Below are 19769 nucleotides of genomic sequence, written 5' to 3'. Positions count from 1 at the left end.
CGCGTGCGCGTCGGCGCGGGCGGGGTCTCAGCCCGCGGTGTACGGCTTGCTGGGCCAGTACGCCCACTCCGCGAAGTCCTCCACGCGGCCGTCGTCCGCGAAGCGCAGGATCCACAGGTCGCGGTACTCCTGCGGCGTCGCCCCGCCGTAGCGGACCTCGACCCGGACGACGGCCGCGAGCCCGTCGACCGCGACGGGCTCGGCCGTCATGGTGAAGGTCTCCCCGGCGTCGGCGAGCCAGAAGTCGCGGATCGCGTCGTGCCCGCGCAGCGGGTCGTCGTAGGGCGAGCGTGCGTACGCGGCGTCCTCGGTGAACAGGGTCGCGACGGCCCGCGGGTCCTCCGCGCGCCAGGCCGTCTCGTACGCGTCGACCCATGCCATGACACCGTCGCGGTCCATGTGATCCCTCCTGTCGGTCGGGCGGCCGGGCGCCTCCTGGCCCGGAGCGCCCGACCTGCCCGTCAGCGGACGTCCGTCCCTTCGAGGACCTTGCGGAGCGCGGCGGCGAACCCGTCGGGGTCACCGGGCATGCCGTACTCGTCCCCCATGAACCCGCCGTGCCCGCTGGGGAACGCGACGGCCTCGGTGCCGATGTTCTTCGCGACCCCCCGGGCGGCACGGGCGGCCATCTGCTCTCCCGACTCCTCCCCGGCCGCCAGGACCACCCGCGTCGAGACGCGGGAGAGGGCGTCGTAGTCGTGCTCGTAGTGGGTGCAGCTGATGAGGTTCTGCCCCAGCAGCGCGTCGTCGCGCGACCCGTCGTCCTCGGAGGGGAACCCGAACGCGCCCGGGTCGGGCGCGGGCTGGTCCGCGAAGTCGGTGGGGAACGGGCCTTCCCAGCTCGTGAGGGCGATGAAGTGCGCCATGCCCGCGCCGAACCCCTTGTCCTGGTAGGACCGCGAGACGGCCTGCACCGCGGCGAGCGCGGCGTCGCGGTCGGGCAGCGCGGGACCCGACGGCGGCTCGTGCGCCACGAGGGTCCGCACCTGCTCGGGGTGCCGGGTGACGAGCGCGAGGGCGTTGACCGCCCCGCCGCTGCTCGCCAGGACGTCGACCGGTCCGGCGCCCAGGGCCTCGATCACGAGGTGCAGGTCGTCGGCGTGATGGTCGGGAGTGACGGGTGCGGACGGGTCGGTGCGGGTGCTCCGGGACACTCCGCGCGGGTCGTACGTCACGACCGGCCGGTCCGTGAAGTGCGAGGCCAGCGTGACGAACCCGTCGGCGCCCATGGGGGAGCCGACGATCAGGAGGACCGGGGCCTCTGGCGTGGCGTCGGCGAGGTTCCCGCGGACGTCGTAGGTGATGGTCGCCCCCGGGGCTTCGAGGGTGCGGGTCTCGATGTCGGTCACTGTCGTGCCTCTCGGTCGGGTGAGCGGGACGGCATGGGCGCCGACCGTCTCAGCGGTATGGGACCAAGACCTGCCGCGTCGCCGGAACTCATCGCACCGTCTCCTCCCACCCTGCCTCGCGGGTGGTGGTCGTGCACGGTGAGCGGGCGAGACGTTCGGGCGCGCTCGGGCGCTGTCGCGAGAGGGGTGGTCGCCACGGGTCGGCGCGGGCAGAATGCAGGAGACGAGAAGGAGGCCACGCATGGTCGGCACGGCAGCGGTCCTGGGCATGACGGCGGTCGCCCTGGGCATGGTCCTGACCCCTGGGCCCAACATGGTCTACCTGGTCTCGCGCAGCATCAGCCAGGGGTGGCAGGCCGGCATGGTCTCGCTCGCGGGGACGGCAGCAGGGTTCCTCGTCTACATGACGATGGCGAACGTGGGGCTCGCGGCGGTCTTCGTGGTCGTGCCGTGGCTGTACGTCGCGCTGAAGGTCGCGGGCGCCTGCTACCTGCTGTACCTCGCGTGGCGGACGCTGCGCCCCGGGGGCCGCGGTCCGTTCGAGGCGCAGGACCTGCCCCGGGACTCCCGCGGGAGGCTCTTCCGCATGGGACTGCTGACCAACCTGCTCAACCCCAAGGCCGCGATCATGTACCTCGCGCTCATCCCGCAGTTCATCGACCCCGGGGCCGGTGACGTCATGGCGCAGGGGTTCGTGCTGGGCGGCGTGCAGATCGGGGTCAGCATGGTCGTCAACGCCGCGATCGTGCTCGCGGCGGGCAGCATCGCGGTGTTCCTGCGCGCGCGGCCGACGTGGATGCGCTGGCAGCGTCGCGCGACCGGGACGCTCCTGGGCGCTGTCGGGGTGAAGCTGGCGATCGATGCCCCGTCCCCGGCGGCCGCGTGAGGACCGTGGACCTGGGCGAGGTCGACCGAGGGTCGTGGGTCCGGCTCGGGGTCCTCGCCGTCCTGGTGCTGGGAGCGGTCGTGTGGTGGACGTCCTCCGACGCCGCGCTCGTCGCCCACGGGGGAGAGGAGATCGACCTGATCCGGGACTACTCCTCGGTCGACGACCTGGCGGTCGAGGCCACGGACGTCGCGGTCGTCGAGCCGACTGGCCGGACGTGGACCGAGCACATCAGTACCGCGCCCTTCGCCGTGACCGAGGTCCGGGTCGTCACGTCGGACGGTGGACCGCTCGTGGCGGACGACCTCGTCGCGCTCCGCCAGGACTCCGGCCACTATGTCAACGCTGCGCCGACGCCCGAGGAGGGCGAGCGCTACCTGGTGTTCCTCCACCCGTCGGGGGTCGGGGCGGACGGGCGGCAGTACTCGGTCGTGGGCGCTCAGGCGGTGTGGCGCCTCGACGGGGCGACGGGGCGTCTCACGACGCCTAAGAGCTCGTTGCCCCGGCGGGTGTCGGTCGAGGGCGAGGACGGGCGGCTCGTCGCGTCGTCCCGCTGACGGGTGTGCGCAGCGAGCGCGACCCCAGCGTCAGCAGCGGCGCGGTGAGAGTCACCGCGGCGACGAAGATCGCGACCCCGGGCCAGCCCGCGTGCACCCAGGTCACGCCGCCGAGCCAGCCGAGCAGGCTCGATGCGGCGTAGTAGAACGCGTTGTACAGCGAGGTCGCCTGGGAGCGTCCGACGACCGCCCGGTGCCCGACCCACCCCGACGCGACCGCGTGCGCACCGAAGAAGGAGGCGGTCAGGACCACGAGCCCCAGCAGGATCAGAGGGATCTGGGGGGCGAGCGTCAGGAGTGCCCCCGCGCTCATCGTGGTGCCCGCGACGGCCAGGACGCGTCGGCGTCCCCACCGGGCGGTGAGGCTGCCCGCGAGGCGGGAGGACACGGTCCCGCCCAGGTAGGCGAAGAACACGAGCGACGTGACCGCCGGGGGGAGCAGGTAGGGCGGTGCTTCGAGGCGGAACCCGAGGTAGTTGTAGATCGTCACGAACCCGCCGATGACGAGGGCTCCGTTGGCGTACAGGACGAGCAGACCGCGGTCGCGCAGGTTCGTCAGGACGAGGGAGCCGACGTGCCTCAGTCCCTCGCGGTCCGGCACGAAGCCTCGCGCCCGCGGCGCGAGCAGGACGAACGCGACGGTCGTGAGCACGCACAGCCCCGACACCGTGGCCAGGCCCACGCGCCAGCCCGCGAGCTCGGCGACGCCCGCGGCGAGGACCCGGCCCGCGAGCCCGCCGATCGACACCCCGCCCACGAACATCCCCGCGACGACCGCGGTGTGCGCGGAGTGGATCTCCTCGTGCAGCAGGGTGATCGCGAGCGCGGGCACGCCGCCGAGCGCGGCGCCCTCGAGGAAGCGGCCGACGACGAGCAGCTCGATCGTGGGCGCGAACGGCGCCAGCAGACCGATGGTGGTCGCCGCGACCAGCGCGATCCGGATGGCGCGGACGCGGCCGATGCGGTCGGCGACCACGGACCAGGGCAGGACCGCGAGCGCGAGGCCCAGCGTCGCGGCCGAGACCGTGAGCGAGGCGGTGGGGGCGGCGATCCGGAGGTCGGCGGAGATCATCGGCAGGATGCCCTGTGGGGAGTAGAGCTGCGCGAACGTCGCGAGCCCCGCGCACACGAGCGCGACGACGGTCCTGCGGTAGCCCTGTGAGCTGCGTCTGTGCCCTGTCCACGGGGTGTGCGCCGGGACGACGAGCGCACGCGAGGTGACCGGTGCGGGGGCTGTGGGCATGGGGTCGACGCTAGGAAGCCCGGACCATTGCGTCCAATGCATGTATCAGCAGCCAGATATACCATCCGAGCATGGATGCTGCCCTGGACGAAGAGACCCGCCGCCTGCTGCCTCTCCTGCCCGCGTTCGTCGCGGTCGCCGAGGTCGAGCAGGTGACGCTCGCGGCCGCGATGCTGCGCGCCCCGCAGCCGACCGTGAGCCGCGCGGTCGCCCGCGTGGGCGAGGTGCTGGGCGTGCCCGTCGTCGAGCGGCACGGCCGAGGCATCCGGCTCACCGACGCGGGCCGCGCCCTCCTGCCGCACGCCCGCCAGGCGCTCGCGGCGCTCGGCGCGGGAGTGGACGCCGTCCGCTCGAGGGAGGCGCTGGCGCGCGGCACGCTGTCGGTCGCGTTCCAGACCTCGCTCGGCGAGTCCGTCGTCCCGGCGCTCATCAAGGAGTTCCTCGCGGACCACCCCGCGGTCCGCTTCACCATGACGCAGGGCGCCCGCCGCTCGTGCCTCGACGCGCTCGCCGCGGGCGAGGCCGACATCGCGCTCGTGTCGCGCCTCGTCCCGGCCCCCGCAGGCCGAGAGATCCTCACGCTGTTCCGGGAGCCCCTGGTCCTCATCGTCCCCGCAGGGCACGAGCTCGCGTCGCGTCCCGCCGCCACGCTGCGCGAGGCCGCCCGGTCGACCTTCATCACGCTCAAGCACGGGTTCGGGCTGCGGGGCACGGTCGACGCGCTGTGCGCTGCCGCGGGCGTGCGCCCGACCATCGGCTTCGAGGGCGAGGACCTGCACACCGTGCGCGGCCTCGTCGCCGCGGGCCTCGGCGTGAGCGTCCTCCCGCCCGCCCGGCAGCCCGTGCACGACGTCGTCGAGATCCGCCTCGACGAGCCCGTGCCCTCGCGCGACATCGGCGCGGCCTGGTCTCCCGACAACACGTCGCCCACGCTCGCGGCCTTCGTCGAGATGCTCCGCGCGAGGATCGTGGCCGGCAGCACGCCCGACGGCGGCGCGCCCCTCCGCTGAGCGGCGCCGTGTCGTCGCGCAAGAACCGCGGTCCCCACGACATGATGAGAGTGAGGGGTGCACGCCACCGCGGCGCCCACGCCGAAGCTCGAAGGAGACCCCGCTCATGACTTCCCTGCGCCGCCTCGCCCCCGCCGTCTCGCTCGTCGCGCTCCTGGCCCTCACCGCGTGCGGCACGGCCACCGACTCGGGCGGGAACGCCTCGGGCACCCCCAGCGCGGAGGAGAGCACCGCGGACGAGACCACGCCGTCCGACGAGTCCCCCGAGGCGCCGCTCGACGCGGCCGACCTGCCGATCGAGGCCGGCGTGAACGGCGTCGACCTGCCCACGGGGATCGACGCGCCCACGACCGGGGGGACGGGCGCGGCCTGGACCGCGGAGGACGGCTACCTGTACGTCGTGACCTTCGGGTCGAGCACGTGCCCGAGCATCGCCGAGGGCGACGCGACCCTGGACGGGAGCGACGTCGTCGTGACCTTCCAGAAGGTCGACGAGACCAAGCCCTGCACCATGGACCTGCGCCCCTGGACCACCGTCGTCAAGGCCCCCGAGGGCGTCGACGAGTCCGCCGACGTGACCGTGCGCCTCGACGAGGCAGGGACGGTCGTGCTGGCGCCGCGCGCGGCCGCGGGGCAGGTCGGCGAGGCCGCGTGGGTCGCCCAGTCCTGACCCGCTGACGGGCCCCGCGCGAGACCGGGGCGGCCCGCCGCCCGCTCGCCCGCTCGCCCGTGAAGTTCGCGTGAAAGGGCTGGGTCCGGGGCGTCGTTCGAGGTCCCGGCCCAGCCCGACCCGTTACCGTTGCCGGGTGAAGACGCCCCATCGCCGCACCACAGCGCTGTCCGCCGCGACGCTCGCCCTCGCCCTGCTGCTCGGGGCGTGCGCCCCCTCGCCCAAGGTGCAGAGCCCCGCCGAGACGGGGGCGTCGTCGACGGGGTCCGCGGGGACCGGCGAGGACGTGCCGGCCGAGCTCGCCGAGTTCTACGGGCAGAGCCTCGCGTGGGACGACTGCGGCGGCGGGTTCGAGTGCGCGACCGCGATCGCGCCCCTGAGCTGGGACGACCCCGCGCAGGGCAAGATCGAGCTCGCGCTCAAGCGACTGCCCGCCTCGGGCGAGAAGATCGGCTCTCTGCTGACCAACCCCGGCGGGCCGGGCGGGTCGGGCATCGAGTACATCACCAGCGCGGCGGGCAGCATCGGCGAGCCCGTGAAGGAGGCCTACGACGTCATCGGGTTCGACCCGCGCGGTGTCGGGGCCTCGACCCCCGTCGTGTGCCTCGACGACGCGGCCAAGGACACGTCGCTGTCCCGCGCCTACCCCGACAGCGACGAGGGCCGCGCCGAGATGACGGCAGACCTCAAGGCCTGGGCCGACGCGTGCGCCCAGAACACGGGCGACCTGCTCGGCAACGTCGACACCCAGAGCGCCGCGCGCGACATGGACATGCTGCGCGCCGTCCTCGGCGACTCGGCGCTCAACTACCTCGGCTTCTCCTACGGCACCCAGCTCGGCGCGACGTACGCGGGGCTCTACCCGGAGAAGGTCGGGCGCATGGTCCTCGACGGCGCGATCGACACCTCGCTCACCTCCGACGAGATCTCGGCGCAGCAGGCCGTCGGCTTCGAGAACGCGCTGCGTGCCTACGTCGAGGACTGCCAGGGCGGCAAGGACTGCCCCCTCACCGGCTCGGTCGACGACGGCATGGCCCAGGTCAAGGCGTTCCTCGACCAGGTCGCCGAACGACCCATGCGGACCTCGAGCGACCGACGCCTGACCTCGACGCTCGCGTTCTACGGGATCGCCCTGCCGCTCTACAACAACGAGAGCTGGTACGCCCTGACCGCCGGGCTGGACGCCGCGCTCAACGACGGCGACGGCACCATGCTGCTCGGGTTCGCCGACCTGTACAACGGCCGCAACGCCGACGGCACGTTCAACGACAACTCCGCCGAGGCGTTCCGGGCCATCAACTGCCTCGACGCGCGCGGCAACCCCGACCCCGAGTTCATGGCCGATCAGGCCGCCCAGATCGAGGAGGCGGCCCCGACCATGGGCTCGTTCTTCACCTACGGCGGTCTGTCGTGCGTCGACTGGGCCTACCCCGTCGTGGACCAGGAGTTCGACCTCCACGCCAAGGGGGCCGCGCCGATCGTCGTCATCGGGACCACCAACGACCCCGCGACCCCGTACGTCTGGGCCGAGGGCCTCGCCAAGACCCTCGACTCCGCGACGCTGCTCACCTGGGAGGGTGAGGGGCACACGGCCTACGGCCGGTCCAACACGTGCGTCGCCGACGCCGTCGACGCGTACCTGGTCGACGGGAAGGTCCCGGAGGACGGGAAGGTCTGCTGAGGGTGCTCCGTCCTGGGTGCCCGCGGGCCGTCCCCGCGGGCGCCTGAACCGGTGGCCCGACGGCGTCGCGGGAGCCAGTTTGTCCTCACGCCCCCGCGTTGGGTACAGTTGCGACGCTTGCTGAAACGGAGCGCCGAACGGCGTGACGTCCGGTACGCGCCGCCTTAGCTCAGTCGGTAGAGCGTCTCACTCGTAATGAGAAGGTCATCAGTTCGATTCTGATAGGCGGCTCAGACAGGAAGGCCCGGAACCTCAACGGTTCCGGGCCTTTCGCGTTGGTCCGATCAGCCTTCTCATTCGACCCAGGTGGGCCAACGGGTGGGCCTTGTGTCGCTCGTCGCGATCACGCGCTCCGGAACCGCGGGATGCGCCAGCCGTCGGGAAGCTCGGCGTGCAGCTTGGCCCAGGCGTCGTCGTAGGTGGGTGCCTCGACGCGCGTCTCGCGCGTGACGCGCTCGCCCTCGCCGGTCGAGTCGGCGGGTGCTTGCTCGAGCATCGCGTGGAGGAGCATTTGCTCAGGGTAGGTCGGCTAGGCTCCCGGCCATGTCAGGGGAGTGGGTGATCCGCGAGCTCGCGCACGAGGTCGGGATGTCTCCGAAGTCGGTGCGCATGTGGGTCGCGGAGCAGGGCTGGCAGAGACCGTCCCGCCGATGGGTGCTCGACGACGATCAGGCACGGCTGGTGCGTGACCACTTCGCCGAGACAGCCCGCCTCCGCGGTGGCGGCGAGCGTGCCGAGTGCGGTGTCGAGGGGTGCGAGCGGCCGCGCGTGGGGCGCCAGGACGTGTGCCGGATGCACTACCGGCGCCGGCCCCGGACCGGGCGCACGGAGCGGTCGACCGGCGGGGCCCGCCAACTCGAGAAGACCCACTGCCCGGCCGGTCGCGAGTACTCGCCCAAGAACACGTACCGCTTCCCGTCCGACAACCAGGCGCGGCGCAGGTGTCGAGCGTGCCGCGTCGCGCAGTCCACCGCCTGGAAGCGACGGGCGTCAGCTCGTCCAGGCGTCGATGGTGAGGAGTAGTGCTCCCCAGAAGATGAGTCCGCCGCCCAGGGCGATGCCCGCGCCATGCGCACCTGTGCTCGGTGCGTAGCGGTTTCGGCGCACGATGACGGCCACGCGGGCGGCGATGAGGGCGCCTGTTGCCACGAGGGCGAGGCCGATGATGGGGAACACCATGGCGGGCCTGAATTCTGTGCCCGCCGAAGATGGTTGTGCGACCGCATGCCTCTGCCCCCCGGAGGTAGATACCCCAAACTATGTCTGGCGAGCGAGGGGCGCAGGTCTTCGAGGTGTGACGACGAATCCCACCCGCGTGACGCTACCGCCTGACAACGGCACCCGCCCAGACCCACGCAGTGTCAGGGCGGTCGAACCGATCGATGTAGCTGATGTGGACGGCGCGCTTCGTCCAAGTGATCGCGTCGGCGTCGATCTCGAACTCTTCGCCCTCCATCGTCACAATCCATGCCCGGACCGGCATCGGCGTCTCCGGCGTCGTGACGTCGTGTCCATGCTGCTTCGGGCTCAGCGTGCGGGCCCGCTTCGGGAAGGACGTGTTGCCGGTCGGTCTACTCACCCGTCCAGGGTATCGAACATGTGTTCGAACAACTTCATCCGGTCGACCCGTTTGTAGTGTTGACACTATCCATCGGAGAGGGGTAGTGTTACTACTACAACAACAGAGGGGAGGAGATGCGAGTGGAGATTGCGGCCCTGGTGGTCGGAATCCTGAGCCTGGCAGCCATGATCGTCCAGATCATCCAAGCCTGACCGAAGCGACCATCGAACGGCCGTCACCTGAAGTGACGGACGGGCCGGGGGTAGAACAAGTACCCCCGGCCCGGGGCACCATCCTCCCACTCGACGACACGAAGGAGAAGGCTCGTGAAGCACTACCTGCATGACCGCGGCATCCAGGCCAGCGCCGGCGCCGGGGTCATCATCGCGATCCTCGCGCTCGTCACCGACGAGTACCGGCCGCTGTGGGCCACGCTCGGCATGGTCTGGGCGATCGCCACCGCTGCCGCGATCCTCGCCGCACGCCGCAAGGCGGCCGACTGATGCCCCGCCCCGGCGAGCGGCGCGTTGCCGCAGCGACCAAAGTCTCCGAGGCCGACAGCGACGAGCTCAAGGCCATCGCCGCCGCTGCTGGGGTGGCGCAGTCCGACGTCGTGCGGGCGGGCGTCGAGCTCGTCCTGCGCGGCGTCGACCGCGACCGCCTCATCGCCTACCTCGCCGACGTTGGACGTGAGAGCCCCAGTGGCGCACTCACCCCCGAACGGCGAGCCGGGGTCATGGCGTAGGTCGCCGCTCCCTCGCCGACGCCGCCGACATCGCGATGCCCACCGTCCACCAGCGGCTGCGGCGGTACCCGGCGCGCGGGTAGGCCCCGCGAACAGCGAAGAGCCCCGCCCCTCCAGTACGGGAGGGGCGGGGCTCAGGGGTTCGGTGCCGCGGTGACTAGCTCGCACGCCTCGGGAGCCTGGCGACGTGAGTCTCAGGGATGGCAGCAGAGGCGATCTCCATGAAGAGTGTTAGCCGCAACCAGTAGACCGAGCGGACGAAGCGAACTACGACTAGAGCAAGTGAGTAGACCGTCATGGCGGTCGCGATGTTCTTCCACCGCTGGTCGGCCAGGATCGCGACGAGAGGCAACGTGGCTGCGACGAGGCTTGAGAGGATGATCGAGGTCCAGTTGCGTCGCAGCTCGTTGCCGTAGTGACTCCGCACCGCCGTCATGTGCTCGCTCGCGGACTGGTAGGTCAGGGTGCACACGAAGGTCGCAGCCGCCACGGCCAGCGCCGCAAGCGTCGAGACCCCGACGTAGAACGCGACCCGGGTCTCGCTCTCAACCGGCGTCAGGAAGGTCAGGTAGGTCAGGTAGAGGGAGGCTGCGGCAAGGGGAAGGACCTGGTCGATCGCTGGGCGTGCCGCGAGTACGTCGGCAACCTTCAGTCGCAAGCGACGCCACATACGATCACCCTTCCAGTAGTTGCTTGACCCTATCCTCCATGGAGCCACCGACATCCTTGAGGTTCTCGATCAGTGCCGAGAACCTCAGGCTCTCGCGGGCCGCGACGTTGACCTCGAAGGTTGCGGTGAGTCGGTGGGCGACGAGATCGAGGGTCTCCTCTACCCCCTCCGCGAGCATCGCTGTCGCTTGGGTCCTGCTAGCTGGGTCCTGAGCGACTCTGGGCAAGTCAGCAACGACCAGGTCGCGAAAGCGTTGCTTCACAGACCGGTTCCGCGATTCCGGCGCGAGGCGAACGGAGATGTCGATGACAACATCTCCGCCGAGGCGCGCGGCCAGTTGGTCGGCGAAGCTGGCCACGCCATCGCTGTCCTCCGGTTTGAAGAGGTCCCGAACCGTCCGGATGCGGGACTTGAACGACACCACGCCGCTCGACTCGTTCCGGAGGCGTTCGATCTCGTTCGTGTCCATTACAGGCTGTGCCACCCAGTGCACGCCACGATCCTGGGGCAGGTGCAATGTAAGGAAGTCCGTTATTACCTTGGGCGGCTTGGGTGAACGGTTGTCGCCGGTCACGACGGCGACAACGTTGCCGATCGGCAGGAAGGCGAGACCTGTCGAGTTCGCGAACCGGCCCGCCTCCGCCTTAGCTGCATCGTCCATCAAGTCCGTGATGTCCTTCTCGCCGATGCGCGACATGAAGGCGGGGTTCAGCACCTCGTGGACGCCGACCACTGGAAGGGCGCCCGGGTCCAGGTGGGGGTCATAGATCGTTCCGTCGTGGGTTCGATCAGACATCGGGAGGGCTGCAACGAGTGCAAGCGCCGCTGGCCAGTCGATGACCGGGATCTTGACCTTCGCGTTCGCGTTCAGAGCTACCTGATAGAACGCGACGACCTTTTCCTTCTGTCGGGCCATCTCAGGCCTGCCCCTGTCTTCACATCGCCGCTTCCGGCGACACCAGCACGATCGAAAGTGACCACTTATGGGGAGAGGGTAGTCGGGCTGCCGCGGTCCCGTGCGAGCCAACCGCATGTTGGTGGGTGAAGTTCACCCACCAACATGCAGCAGGATTGGTCGTGCGCGCTGTTAGGGGCGTTTGGTGTAGGTCGGGGTCTGGGCGGAGCCCAAGACGAGACGGGTGAGCCAGTCGGGGATGCGGGGCTCGGCCCAGCGCCACAGGGCGTACCAGGCGGCGATCGCCGCCGCGGTGACGAGAGCGAGCGCGGTCTCGGCCCCGAGCCAGTCGGCGAGCGCGGTGCCGAGGTCGCCGGGCAGGTGCGGGGTCGCCCCGCGCAGGATCGCGGCGACGGCCGAGCCCACAGGACCGGCATGACCGTGCGCAACCAGGACACGGCGCGGTCGGTGATCGGGGACGTGGGAGTCGTGGTCATCGGTCAGGCGGGGTGGGGGCCGGGGTGACGGGCTCCGGTGCGGGTACTGCAGCGACCGGGGTTTCCTCGAACGGCGTGAAGCGGGGGAGTGCGGTCTGGCCGGTGACGGGGGACCTGATCGGCGGCTCAGACAGGAAGGCCCGGAACCTCAACGGTTCCGGGCCTTTCGCGTTGCGCATCGGAGGTCACGCCGCCGGGGCCCTAGGGACCCGGCGGCGTCCTCGTGCGGGCCCTCTCAGAAACAGCCGCCCGCGACCTGGTCGGTGTTCGCCGCGGTGAAGTCAGGATCGCCCGTCGAGGTGAGCACGCGCATGAGGACGACCTTCTCGGCGGTGCCTGCAGGCTGGAGCCCGTGCTCGTCGCCCTGAGTCTCGAAGGCCAGGATGCCCTTGTCGTCCTCGAGCCACCAGACGTTCGACACCGCTCCCGGAGTACCCGCGACCAGGTTGGGATAGGTGGCCTGCAGCGTCGCGAGGTCGGTGCCGATCCCGACACCTTCCGCCGTGTGCGGACCGGCCTGAAGGACGTCGATCCAGCCGACGCCCATGTCGCCGACGAAGACCCCCAGAGGTTGCGACCCGTCAGGCAAGGCGTACGTGGAGACCCATCGTCCTGGGTTCTCGGGGTCCCACTCCCCGCAGGCGTTCGGCACCCACTCGATCATGGCGGCGCCCGGGTTGGTCTCCGGGGGGACGTCGATCGTCAGTGGTCCGAGCCCGGCAGTGCTGATGACCAGCTCGTCGAACGGCGGGTGGGGGTCGACGGCCTCCTCCGGCGGGGACGACGGAGTCGGTGCGGGCATCGACGCGCTCGGAGAGGGCGCGGTGGATGACGACGGACTGGGTGAGGGAGAACCACCTGCGGTGTCCGTCGTCGCGCACCCCCCGAGGGTCAGTGCCACGACGGACAGGACGATCACGGGCAGGGCGTGCGCGGCGATTCTCATGGCCGCATCCTCTCGTGAGGGCGACCTCCCCGCTGGTGACTGCGCGGGCGTCCCAGGAACGCTATGTGATCGTCGTGGCCATGGCCATGGCCATGGCCACGGCCACGGCCACAGCCACGGTCGCGGTTCCGGGTCCGTGGCGGGGTCGAGTCCCGGAGGCCCGCTAGCATGCGTCGCATGGCCACCTTCGTCCATCTGACGCCGGCCGCGAACAGCGGCAGGATCAGGCGCTCGGGCGTCGCGGCCCGCAGTGCCGGACGCCTTCCCGGCGACCGGTCGCGAGGCGTCTACCTCTTCCCGGTCGTCCGGGACCATGTCGACACCTATCAGTGGGCGCGCGAGCTGGTGCGGTCCCACGGACGTGGGCGGGTAGTCGCGGTCCAGGTGCGACTTCCGGACGTCGAGCCGGTGAGCATCGGACGGTTCGACGGGGTCGCGACCGCGTCGACCGCGGCCGACGCCGTGGCCCGCATCGCAGGGCTGACCGACCCTCGCGGCTGGGAGGTCTTCCTTCCCCGGGCGATCTCGGTCGCTGAGGTCCGACACGTCCGGGAGCTCCGCAGGCCCGTGGGGTGGCGCCACGTCCCCGACGCGCACGGCACCGCGCCGTGCACCTGCCGGGGATGCCGAGCGCCGGGGACGTTCGGGGCCGCGCGTCTGCTCGAACGGCGCCCCGACCCGCTCGATGGTCCGTGGCCTGGGGTCCCGGATCTCCTGAGGAGGTTGGAGTCGGTCGATCCTTCCGACGCGGCCACGATCCTCGAGATCCTGGACGGCTTCAGCGGACGGGGGCGCGGTCCCGTCGAGCGGCTCGCGCACCTCACAGAGCATCCCGACCCGGAGGTTCGGGCGGCGCTCGTCTGGACGGTCGCCGGATGGTCGACCCCGGGCGTGATCGCGCTTGTCGAACGGCTGGCGAACGATCCGGCCGAGGAGGTCCGTGAGGCGGTCGCAGCCTGGACGCCGGACGAGGACTGACGTCACCGTGCGGTGGTCGGCAACGGCTGGGTCGGCTGGAAGCACGACCTACGCTTGTCCCATGTTCACCTTCGGCCGTCGTCGCCCCACCACCTACGTCCTGGGCCAGCCGGTCAAGTCCTTCCCGGAGATCGCCCCCGAGGTCGAGCGCGGCACCCTCCTGCGCATCACCGAGATCGGTGAGTCCGTCCTGCATACGCCGTGCCGTGAGGTCACGGAGTTCGGCACGCCGGAGCTTGCGCAGCTCGTCGACGACCTGTTCACGACGATGTTCGTCGCGGAGGGTGTGGGTCTGGCGGCGCCGCAGGTCGGTGTGGACCTGCGGGTCTTCGTGTACGACGTCGAGGACGAGAACGAGGACCGTCACGTCGGGCACGTCGTCAACCCCGTGCTCGAGGTGTTCGACGGGCCGGAGGACGAGATCGAGGAGAGCGACGAGGGGTGCCTCTCGATCCCGGGCGCGTACTCGCCGCTCGCCCGCCCCGTGAAGGCGATCGTGCGCGGGTTCGACCAGCACGGGAAGCCGGTCGAGCTCACCGGGTCGCACTTCCTGGGCCGTGCGCTCCAGCACGAGGCGCAGCACCTCGACGGGACGCTCTACTTCGACCACCTCGCGCCCGCCGCCCAGGAGGCCGTGATCGCCGAGATGCACCGGGAGCGGCCCGGGGTCCTGGAGGAGCGGCTCGAGCTGTCCGAGGCACTGGGCAAGACCCCGGCCGAGTACCCGGCGGCGCCGCTGCGCTGACCGCACCTGTGGATCACAGGTGAGACGGGTGGTTCGGTCTGAGACGGGTTGCTGGGGACGCGACCCAGCAACCCGTCTCAGACCGAACCACCCATCTCGTTCCGGGGGCGGGTCAGGCGCGCCGCGACCGGCGGCTCAGCAGCACGGCACCAGCCCCGGCGGCCAGCAGGACGACCGCCCCGCCTGCGACGAGCAGCGCGTTCGAGCCGGTCGCCGCGAGGCCTTCGTCGGCGGCCGCGGTCGACGCCGCCCGCGCTCCTGCCCCGCCAGGCGCTGCCGACGGAACGGCTCGGGCGACCGGCGTAGCACCCGCCACGGGAGCGTCCTCGGGCGCGGGGCCCGTCGCGGCGAGCTCCCGCTCGGTGACCGGAGGCGCCGTCGTCGGGGCTTCCGTGACCGGAGGCGACGTGGGCGCCTCGACCGGTGTGCCGCCGTCGGGCACGTCGGTGCTCGGGGCCGGCGACGGGACAGGCCGCGTGACGGGCGGGGCCGGGCGCAGGGGCGTCGGCTTCGGGGTGCACTCCGGTGCCTGCCCGCCCTCGCCGAAGTGCTCGTCGAAGCCCTCGACCTGGACCCACGTCACGCAGAAGCCTGCGGGGAACGCGGCGACGGCGCCCGCGAAGTCGAGGAAGCTCGCACCGACGTACGCGGCAGTCGATCGCCCGTTGGCCGTCTCGAGGTGGACGTTGAAGCTCTGCTCGCCCGTCCCGTCGAGCGCGGTCGCGCGGTAGTTGACGTGCCCGTGCTCGCGGAACACCTGGCCCGCGGGCAGGCTCACGCCGCTCGCGGTCACGGTGTACGGGGTGGGGGAGTCGGACCCTGCGGACGCGATCGTGGGGGTGGCCACGAGGATCGCTGCCGTGAGGAGGGCGACGGGCGCTGCGCGCATCGGGGAGGACCTTTCGAGGGTGGTCGGAGGGGGACGCCCTCGGCTCTCGGGAGCGAGCGGGGCTGGTGTCGGACGGTTGATCACCGTACTCGTCCGACATGCCCGGATCGACGGGGCGAACACGACATATCAGCGCCAAAGGTACTGGGGACCGGGTGATTGTGGAAGCGCTCCCAGCGTGTCGCTCGCGTGTCGCGGCGCAGGGAGGGGTCAGAGCGTCGCGAGCCACCGCACGACGGCGTCGCTCACCGCCGCGTGGTCGTTGCGCACGTCGTGGGCGCCGGGCAGTCGCACCTGGGTGACCGGCCCGGGGATCGCCGCGACGTGCTCGTCGAACTCCTCGGGAGAGCCGAACGGGTCGGTCGTCCCGGACACGAACAGCACCGGGACCGTGAGCTGCGGGAAGTGCTCGACGCGCAGCTTGTCGGGCTTGCCCGGCGGGTGCAGGGGATAGCTCAACAGCACGAGGCCGGCCGCGGGCAGGCCCTCGGCCACGGCGAGCGAGCACATGCGTCCGCCGTAGGACCGGCCGCCGAGCACGCGCCGGTCGGGCGCGAAGCCCTCCTCGGCCGCGAAGCGCGCGGCCTCCTCGACCAGGTGCGCGACCGCGACGGGCGCCCGGTCCGGCATGCGCTTCCCGGCGAGCCGGTACGGGAAGTCGACCCGGCGCACGGGCAGCGGAGCGACGGCCTCCTCGACCGCGACGAGCGTCGGGTGGTCGCGACCGGCCCCGGCTCCCGGCGTGAGGAGGAGCCCGCCGACCGCTGCACCCGATGATCCCGTCATGAGGTCCAGTCTCGCAGTGGCCAGGGCTTTGCCAGCGGTCGACCACGGGGTTGAGGTCGTCAGTCTGCTCAGAACGACCTCAACCCCGTGTTCGGCACCCGGCGGCTACTGCTGCAGAGCTGCCAGCAGGTCCCGCATCTCCTGGATCTCCGCCTCCTGGGCGTCGATGATCTCCTGTGCCAGTGCCAGCGCCTCCGGGTTCTCGCCGTCCGCGAGCTCGGCCTCGGCCATGTCCACGGCGCCCTCGTGGTGGGCGATCATGCCCTCGAGGAACAGGCGTGAAACCGTCGCGGCGTCTGCCGCCTCGAGCGCCTGGATCTCCTCGTCGCTCAGCATCCCGTCCATCTCGTGGCCCGAGTGGTCGCCCATCGGCTCGGCGCCCCACTCGTCGAGGAAGCCCTCCATGGTCGCGATCTCGGGCTCCTGCGCGCTCTCGATGCGGGTCGCGAGATCGACGACCGCAGGGTCGACGCCCTCCGTGTCGAGCACGATGCGCGACATCACGAGCGCCTGCTCGTGGTGCGGGATCATCATCTGCGCGAACATGACGTCCGCGTCGTTGGCCCCGGCGGCGTCGGCCTCCGCGTCCTGCGACGGCGAGCCGTTGCCCATGTCGTGACCCTCCATGTCTGCGCCGTCGCCCGCGTCGGCGCAGCCCGCGAGTGCCAGCGTCGAGCCGAGGGTCAGGCCGATGCCGACCTTGGTCAGGGTGTGCTTGTTCATGAGTCGTCCTTCAGGTGATCGGTCGGTGTGCCACGGGTGCCCCGTGGCGGTGACGGTCGCTGCGGCCCTGGTCGGGCCGAGCTCCTATCTCCGACTGATCCCGAGCGCGACGAGCGACGGCGGCCGCAGCGCCGACCCGAGCCGCCACCAGGGCGCGACGACGCGCGCGAGGTACGTGACGCCGTCGGGCAGGCGGCGCACCAGCGCTTGGCCGCCGAGCGAGAAGAGCGCGACGAGCACCAGGAGGCACATGGCCTCCATCTCGCCGTGCCCCGTGCCCGAGGGCGCCCCCTCCTCCGCGCCCACGTCGCCGAGCGGGTGGCCCAGGGTGGGAGCCGCCTCGGCGGCGACCGTGTGCGCGGGCCCGTGCGCCACGGGGCTGCCCGACATCTGGTGCATCCCGACGAACCCGCCGAGCAGCACCACCATCCCGAGCAGCACCGCGAACCGCCGGACGAGGCCGGCGGTCCGGGCGGGCCGGACCGTGTCGCCCAGGTGGGCGGTCGACAGGGTCCTGGCCAGGGCGGTCGGGGACATCACGGACATCGCCTACGAGGCTGCCACACGCTCGGGGTCGAGGTCCAGGCGGCGCAGGAGCTGCGCGTTGAGGGCCACGATCACGGTCGACAGGGACATGAGCAGCGCGCCCACCGCCATGGGCATGACGAACCCGACCGGGGCCAGGACGCCCGCCGCGAGCGGCACCGACACCAGGTTGTACCCGGCGGCCCACCACAGGTTCTGCTTCATCTTGCGGTAGCTGGCCCGGGACAGCTCGATGACCGACAGGACCGAGCGCGGGTCGTCGCTCGCAAGGATGACCCCGGCCGACGCGATGGCCACGTCGGTGCCCGCGCCGATCGCGATGCCCACGTCCGCCTGGGCGAGCGCGGGGGCGTCGTTGACGCCGTCGCCGACCATCGCGACCTTGTGCCCACGCGCCTGGAGCTCGGAGACCTTGTCGCCCTTGTCGCCCGGGCGGACCCCGGCGAACACCTCGTCGATGCCGAGCTCGTCGGCCACCGACTGCGCCACGGCCTGCGCGTCACCCGTGATCATGACGACCCGGATGTTGCGCCGGTGCAGGGCGTCGATCGCCTCGCGGGACTCGGGCCGGATCTCGTCGGCCAGCGCGAAGCCGCCCAGGATCCGCGGGGTATCGGAGCCCAGGTCGAGCGCGTGCAGGACCGTCGCGCCCTCGCCCTCCCATGCGGCGGCGTCGGGCACGGGGTCGAGGCCGTGCTCCCGCAGGAGCGACGGGCCGCCCACCGCGATCGGGCGACCGTCCACGAGACCCGACACGCCCACGGCGGTCGAGGACTGGAAGTCCTCGGCGCGCGGGACGCGCACGCCCCTGTCCGCGGCGGCGCCCACGATCGCGCGGGCCAGGGGGTGCTGCGAGTCGGCCTCGACGGCCGCCGCGAGCGCGAGCAGCTCGTCCTCGCTGCCCGACGCCGCGACCAGGTGCGTCACCACGGGCTCGCCCTTGGTCAGGGTGCCGGTCTTGTCGAACAGGACGGCGTCGACCGTGCGCATCTGCTCGAGCGCCATGCGGTCCTTGACGAGCACGCCCGCCTTGGCCGCACGCTCGGTCGAGATCGACACCACGAGCGGGATCGCGAGGCCCAGCGCGTGGGGGCACGCGATGACGAGGACCGTGATGGTCCGGATCAGCGCGCTCTCCGGCGTGCCCCACAGGGTCCAGGCGATCAGCGTCAGCACCGCGGCGCCGAGCGCGAACCAGAAGAGCCAGCCTGCGGCGCGGTCCGCGAGACGCTGCGCGTGCGACGACGACGCCTGCGCCTGCGTCACCAGGCGCTGGATGCCCGCGAGCGCCGTGTCGTCGCCGACCGCGTCGACCTTGACGCGCAGCGCCTGGTCGGTCGCGACCGTCCCGGCCACGACGTGGTCGCCGACCGTCCGGCGCACCGGGCGCGACTCGCCCGTGATCATCGACTCGTCGACGTCCGCAGTCCCTTCCGAGACCACGCCGTCCGCGGGCACGCGCCCACCAGGACGCACCACGACGACGTCGCCCACGACCAGGTCCGTCGGGGAGACCGTGGACACCTGGCCGTCGTCACCCACGCGCTCGGCCTCGTCGGGCAGCAGCGCCGCGAGCGACTCCAGGGCCGACGACGACTGCGCGAGCGACCGCATCTCGATCCAGTGGCCCAGCAGCATGATCACGACCAGCAGCGCGAGCTCCCACCAGAAGTCGAGCTCGTGCGACAGGATCCCCAGGCTCGCGCCCCACGACGACACGAACGCGACCGTGATCGCGAGCGCGACGAGCAGCATCATGCCGGGCTTGCGCGCCTTGAGCTCGTCGACCGCGCCCGTGAGGAACGGCTTGCCGCCCCACACGTACATGACCGTGCCGAGGACCGGCGAGATCCACGCGATGCCCGGGACGTCCGGGAGCGAGTAGCCGATGATCGACGCGAACATCTCGCTCGCGAGGACCGTCGGGACCGCGAGGGCCAGCATGATCCAGAACAGGCGGCGGAACATCGCGACGTGGCCTGCGTGACCGCCGTGCCCGCCGTGGCCGGAATGCCCCTCGTGGCCGCCGTGCGCGGAGTGGTCCTCGTGGCCGCCGGCGTGGGCCGAGCGACCGGCGTGGCCGGCGTGAGCCGGGTGGTCCGTCGCGGTCGTGGTCGCCATGTCGTGCCCGGCGTGGTCCGTGCCCGCGTGGGCGTCGTGACCCGCCGCAGATGCGGCGGTCGACGTGTGGCCGGTGTGCTCCGCGTGCGAGCCGTCGTGGCCCCCGTGGTGCTCGTGGTCGTGACCTGCGTGCCCGCCGCGACCCGTGTGGTCACCGTGCTCGTCGTGGTCCATGGGATTCACTGTCCCGTCCTCCCTCGTATCGCGCCGGGCGACCTTGGCGCTCGGCATACCCCCTAGGGGTATCGACAACTCTTGATACTGCCGCAGC

Annotated in this window: 24 protein-coding genes and 1 tRNA gene; 10 read left to right on the top strand and 15 right to left on the bottom strand. The window is 71.7% G+C overall.

Features of this window, described 5'->3' with window-relative positions; all coding sequences use genetic code 11:
* Window positions 1-27 precede the first annotated feature (27 nt).
* Together ACZDYF_RS13200 and ACZDYF_RS13195 are read right to left on the bottom strand one after the other, a co-directional pair.
* Window positions 28-399: a YybH family protein gene (locus ACZDYF_RS13200; RefSeq protein WP_191791784.1), complete on the bottom strand. Its 372-nt coding sequence runs from the start codon at window positions 397-399 to the stop codon at window positions 28-30.
* A 62-nt stretch (window positions 400-461) separates the two neighbouring features.
* Window positions 462-1349 carry an alpha/beta fold hydrolase gene (locus ACZDYF_RS13195; protein ID WP_475057520.1) on the bottom strand — a complete coding sequence of 296 codons (888 nt, stop codon included), beginning with the start codon at window positions 1347-1349 and terminating at the stop codon, window positions 462-464.
* 241 nt (window positions 1350-1590) lie between these two features.
* Here ACZDYF_RS13195 and ACZDYF_RS13190 point away from each other — a divergent pair, with 241 nt between their 5' ends.
* Entirely contained in the window at window positions 1591-2235 is a 645-nt protein-coding gene (locus ACZDYF_RS13190) for a LysE family translocator (RefSeq protein ID WP_475057516.1), read from the top strand.
* On the top strand, window positions 2232-2792 hold the full coding sequence (locus ACZDYF_RS13185; protein WP_475057513.1) for a hypothetical protein: 561 nt from the start codon (window positions 2232-2234) through the stop codon (window positions 2790-2792). The genes ACZDYF_RS13190 and ACZDYF_RS13185 overlap by 4 nt, the downstream gene beginning before the upstream one ends.
* Here the strand turns inward: ACZDYF_RS13185 and ACZDYF_RS13180 are convergent.
* Window positions 2722-4035: an MFS transporter gene (locus ACZDYF_RS13180; RefSeq protein WP_475057509.1), complete on the bottom strand. Its 1314-nt coding sequence runs from the start codon at window positions 4033-4035 to the stop codon at window positions 2722-2724. The genes ACZDYF_RS13185 and ACZDYF_RS13180 overlap by 71 nt on opposite strands.
* A 71-nt stretch (window positions 4036-4106) precedes the next feature.
* Between ACZDYF_RS13180 and ACZDYF_RS13175 the strand changes: the two genes are divergently transcribed.
* The 4 genes from ACZDYF_RS13175 (at window position 4107) to ACZDYF_RS13160 (ending at window position 7627) form a co-directional block, all read left to right on the top strand.
* Complete coding sequence (locus ACZDYF_RS13175; protein WP_475057506.1) at window positions 4107-5045, top strand: LysR family transcriptional regulator; 939 nt, start codon at window positions 4107-4109, stop codon at window positions 5043-5045.
* A 106-nt stretch (window positions 5046-5151) separates the two neighbouring features.
* A complete protein-coding gene (locus ACZDYF_RS13170; RefSeq protein ID WP_475057502.1) occupies window positions 5152-5715 on the top strand; it encodes a hypothetical protein in 564 nt (187 codons plus the stop codon).
* Between the two features lie 136 nt (window positions 5716-5851).
* On the top strand, window positions 5852-7396 hold the full coding sequence (locus ACZDYF_RS13165; RefSeq protein ID WP_475057499.1) for an alpha/beta hydrolase: 1545 nt from the start codon (window positions 5852-5854) through the stop codon (window positions 7394-7396).
* A 158-nt stretch (window positions 7397-7554) separates the two neighbouring features.
* Window positions 7555-7627 (top strand) — tRNA-Thr (locus ACZDYF_RS13160).
* 112 nt (window positions 7628-7739) lie between these two features.
* Here the strand turns inward: ACZDYF_RS13160 and ACZDYF_RS13155 are convergent.
* The 3 genes from ACZDYF_RS13155 to ACZDYF_RS13145 all read right to left on the bottom strand — a co-directional run bounded on the left by ACZDYF_RS13155 (window position 7740) and on the right by ACZDYF_RS13145 (window position 8975).
* Window positions 7740-7907, bottom strand: a complete 168-nt coding sequence (locus ACZDYF_RS13155) for a hypothetical protein (RefSeq protein ID WP_204807599.1) — start codon at window positions 7905-7907, stop codon at window positions 7740-7742.
* 479 nt (window positions 7908-8386) lie between these two features.
* Window positions 8387-8575 carry a hypothetical protein gene (locus tag ACZDYF_RS13150; RefSeq protein ID WP_475057494.1) on the bottom strand — a complete coding sequence of 63 codons (189 nt, stop codon included), beginning with the start codon at window positions 8573-8575 and terminating at the stop codon, window positions 8387-8389.
* 142 nt (window positions 8576-8717) lie between these two features.
* The gene (locus tag ACZDYF_RS13145; protein WP_475057491.1) at window positions 8718-8975 is read right to left on the bottom strand and encodes a hypothetical protein; all 258 of its coding nucleotides are present in this window, start codon (window positions 8973-8975) and stop codon (window positions 8718-8720) included.
* Between the two features lie 308 nt (window positions 8976-9283).
* On the opposite strand from ACZDYF_RS13145, the gene ACZDYF_RS13140 reads away from it, so the two are divergent.
* Both ACZDYF_RS13140 and ACZDYF_RS13135 read left to right on the top strand, forming a co-directional pair.
* Window positions 9284-9460: a hypothetical protein gene (locus ACZDYF_RS13140; protein WP_475057488.1), complete on the top strand. Its 177-nt coding sequence runs from the start codon at window positions 9284-9286 to the stop codon at window positions 9458-9460.
* Window positions 9460-9702 (top strand): hypothetical protein, encoded by a 243-nt coding sequence (locus ACZDYF_RS13135; RefSeq protein ID WP_475057485.1) that lies wholly within the window; start codon window positions 9460-9462, stop codon window positions 9700-9702. Before ACZDYF_RS13140 ends, ACZDYF_RS13135 begins: the two co-directional genes overlap by 1 nt.
* A gap of 157 nt (window positions 9703-9859) precedes the next feature.
* Here ACZDYF_RS13135 and ACZDYF_RS13130 read toward each other — a convergent pair whose 3' ends face one another.
* From ACZDYF_RS13130 to ACZDYF_RS13115, 4 genes are all read right to left on the bottom strand, one after another.
* Window positions 9860-10360: a hypothetical protein gene (locus ACZDYF_RS13130; RefSeq protein ID WP_475057482.1), complete on the bottom strand. Its 501-nt coding sequence runs from the start codon at window positions 10358-10360 to the stop codon at window positions 9860-9862.
* A gap of 16 nt (window positions 10361-10376) precedes the next feature.
* Window positions 10377-11288 (bottom strand): hypothetical protein, encoded by a 912-nt coding sequence (locus tag ACZDYF_RS13125; protein WP_475057479.1) that lies wholly within the window; start codon window positions 11286-11288, stop codon window positions 10377-10379.
* A 171-nt stretch (window positions 11289-11459) separates the two neighbouring features.
* Window positions 11460-11693 carry a hypothetical protein gene (locus ACZDYF_RS13120; protein ID WP_475057476.1) on the bottom strand — a complete coding sequence of 78 codons (234 nt, stop codon included), beginning with the start codon at window positions 11691-11693 and terminating at the stop codon, window positions 11460-11462.
* Window positions 11694-11999: 306 nt separating this feature from the next.
* The gene (locus ACZDYF_RS13115; protein ID WP_475057472.1) at window positions 12000-12710 is read right to left on the bottom strand and encodes a hypothetical protein; all 711 of its coding nucleotides are present in this window, start codon (window positions 12708-12710) and stop codon (window positions 12000-12002) included.
* Window positions 12711-12887: 177 nt separating this feature from the next.
* Here ACZDYF_RS13115 and ACZDYF_RS13110 point away from each other — a divergent pair, with 177 nt between their 5' ends.
* Complete coding sequence (locus ACZDYF_RS13110; protein ID WP_475057469.1) at window positions 12888-13688, top strand: HEAT repeat domain-containing protein; 801 nt, start codon at window positions 12888-12890, stop codon at window positions 13686-13688.
* A gap of 61 nt (window positions 13689-13749) precedes the next feature.
* The gene (gene def, locus ACZDYF_RS13105) at window positions 13750-14433 is read left to right on the top strand and encodes a peptide deformylase (protein WP_475057466.1); all 684 of its coding nucleotides are present in this window, start codon (window positions 13750-13752) and stop codon (window positions 14431-14433) included.
* A gap of 112 nt (window positions 14434-14545) precedes the next feature.
* On the opposite strand, the gene ACZDYF_RS13100 is transcribed toward def, so the two are convergent.
* The 5 genes from ACZDYF_RS13100 to ACZDYF_RS13080 form a co-directional block, all read right to left on the bottom strand.
* Window positions 14546-15322, bottom strand: a complete 777-nt coding sequence (locus ACZDYF_RS13100; protein ID WP_475057462.1) for a hypothetical protein — start codon at window positions 15320-15322, stop codon at window positions 14546-14548.
* 210 nt (window positions 15323-15532) lie between these two features.
* Entirely contained in the window at window positions 15533-16108 is a 576-nt protein-coding gene (locus ACZDYF_RS13095) for an alpha/beta hydrolase family protein (protein ID WP_475057459.1), read from the bottom strand.
* A 105-nt stretch (window positions 16109-16213) separates the two neighbouring features.
* On the bottom strand, window positions 16214-16831 hold the full coding sequence (locus ACZDYF_RS13090; protein ID WP_475057456.1) for a DUF305 domain-containing protein: 618 nt from the start codon (window positions 16829-16831) through the stop codon (window positions 16214-16216).
* An 84-nt stretch (window positions 16832-16915) separates the two neighbouring features.
* On the bottom strand, window positions 16916-17371 hold the full coding sequence (locus tag ACZDYF_RS13085) for a hypothetical protein (protein WP_475057453.1): 456 nt from the start codon (window positions 17369-17371) through the stop codon (window positions 16916-16918).
* 9 nt (window positions 17372-17380) lie between these two features.
* Window positions 17381-19672, bottom strand: a complete 2292-nt coding sequence (locus ACZDYF_RS13080) for a heavy metal translocating P-type ATPase (RefSeq protein ID WP_475057450.1) — start codon at window positions 19670-19672, stop codon at window positions 17381-17383.
* Between the last annotated feature and the right edge of the window lie 97 nt (window positions 19673-19769).

The sequence above is a fragment of the Oerskovia sp. PE-21s genome (assembly GCF_056158145.1).
Note: the sequence above shows the minus strand (reverse complement) of the source record. Positions and strands in the feature narration are given on the sequence as shown.

Coding starts and splice junctions, on each gene's coding strand:
- ACZDYF_RS13080 (WP_475057450.1), bottom strand. CDS start 19,672: ATGGACCACGACGAGCACGGTGACCACACGGGTCGCGGCGGGCACGCA.
- ACZDYF_RS13110 (WP_475057469.1), top strand. CDS start 12,888: ATGGCCACCTTCGTCCATCTGACGCCGGCCGCGAACAGCGGCAGGATC.
- ACZDYF_RS13125 (WP_475057479.1), bottom strand. CDS start 11,288: ATGGCCCGACAGAAGGAAAAGGTCGTCGCGTTCTATCAGGTAGCTCTG.
- ACZDYF_RS13150 (WP_475057494.1), bottom strand. CDS start 8,575: ATGGTGTTCCCCATCATCGGCCTCGCCCTCGTGGCAACAGGCGCCCTC.
- ACZDYF_RS13200 (WP_191791784.1), bottom strand. CDS start 399: ATGGACCGCGACGGTGTCATGGCATGGGTCGACGCGTACGAGACGGCC.
- ACZDYF_RS13175 (WP_475057506.1), top strand. CDS start 4,107: ATGGATGCTGCCCTGGACGAAGAGACCCGCCGCCTGCTGCCTCTCCTG.
- ACZDYF_RS13100 (WP_475057462.1), bottom strand. CDS start 15,322: ATGCGCGCAGCGCCCGTCGCCCTCCTCACGGCAGCGATCCTCGTGGCC.
- ACZDYF_RS13135 (WP_475057485.1), top strand. CDS start 9,460: ATGCCCCGCCCCGGCGAGCGGCGCGTTGCCGCAGCGACCAAAGTCTCC.
- ACZDYF_RS13095 (WP_475057459.1), bottom strand. CDS start 16,108: ATGACGGGATCATCGGGTGCAGCGGTCGGCGGGCTCCTCCTCACGCCG.
- ACZDYF_RS13190 (WP_475057516.1), top strand. CDS start 1,591: ATGGTCGGCACGGCAGCGGTCCTGGGCATGACGGCGGTCGCCCTGGGC.
- ACZDYF_RS13155 (WP_204807599.1), bottom strand. CDS start 7,907: ATGCTCCTCCACGCGATGCTCGAGCAAGCACCCGCCGACTCGACCGGC.
- ACZDYF_RS13170 (WP_475057502.1), top strand. CDS start 5,152: ATGACTTCCCTGCGCCGCCTCGCCCCCGCCGTCTCGCTCGTCGCGCTC.
- ACZDYF_RS13180 (WP_475057509.1), bottom strand. CDS start 4,035: ATGCCCACAGCCCCCGCACCGGTCACCTCGCGTGCGCTCGTCGTCCCG.
- def (WP_475057466.1), top strand. CDS start 13,750: ATGTTCACCTTCGGCCGTCGTCGCCCCACCACCTACGTCCTGGGCCAG.
- ACZDYF_RS13090 (WP_475057456.1), bottom strand. CDS start 16,831: ATGAACAAGCACACCCTGACCAAGGTCGGCATCGGCCTGACCCTCGGC.
- ACZDYF_RS13115 (WP_475057472.1), bottom strand. CDS start 12,710: ATGAGAATCGCCGCGCACGCCCTGCCCGTGATCGTCCTGTCCGTCGTG.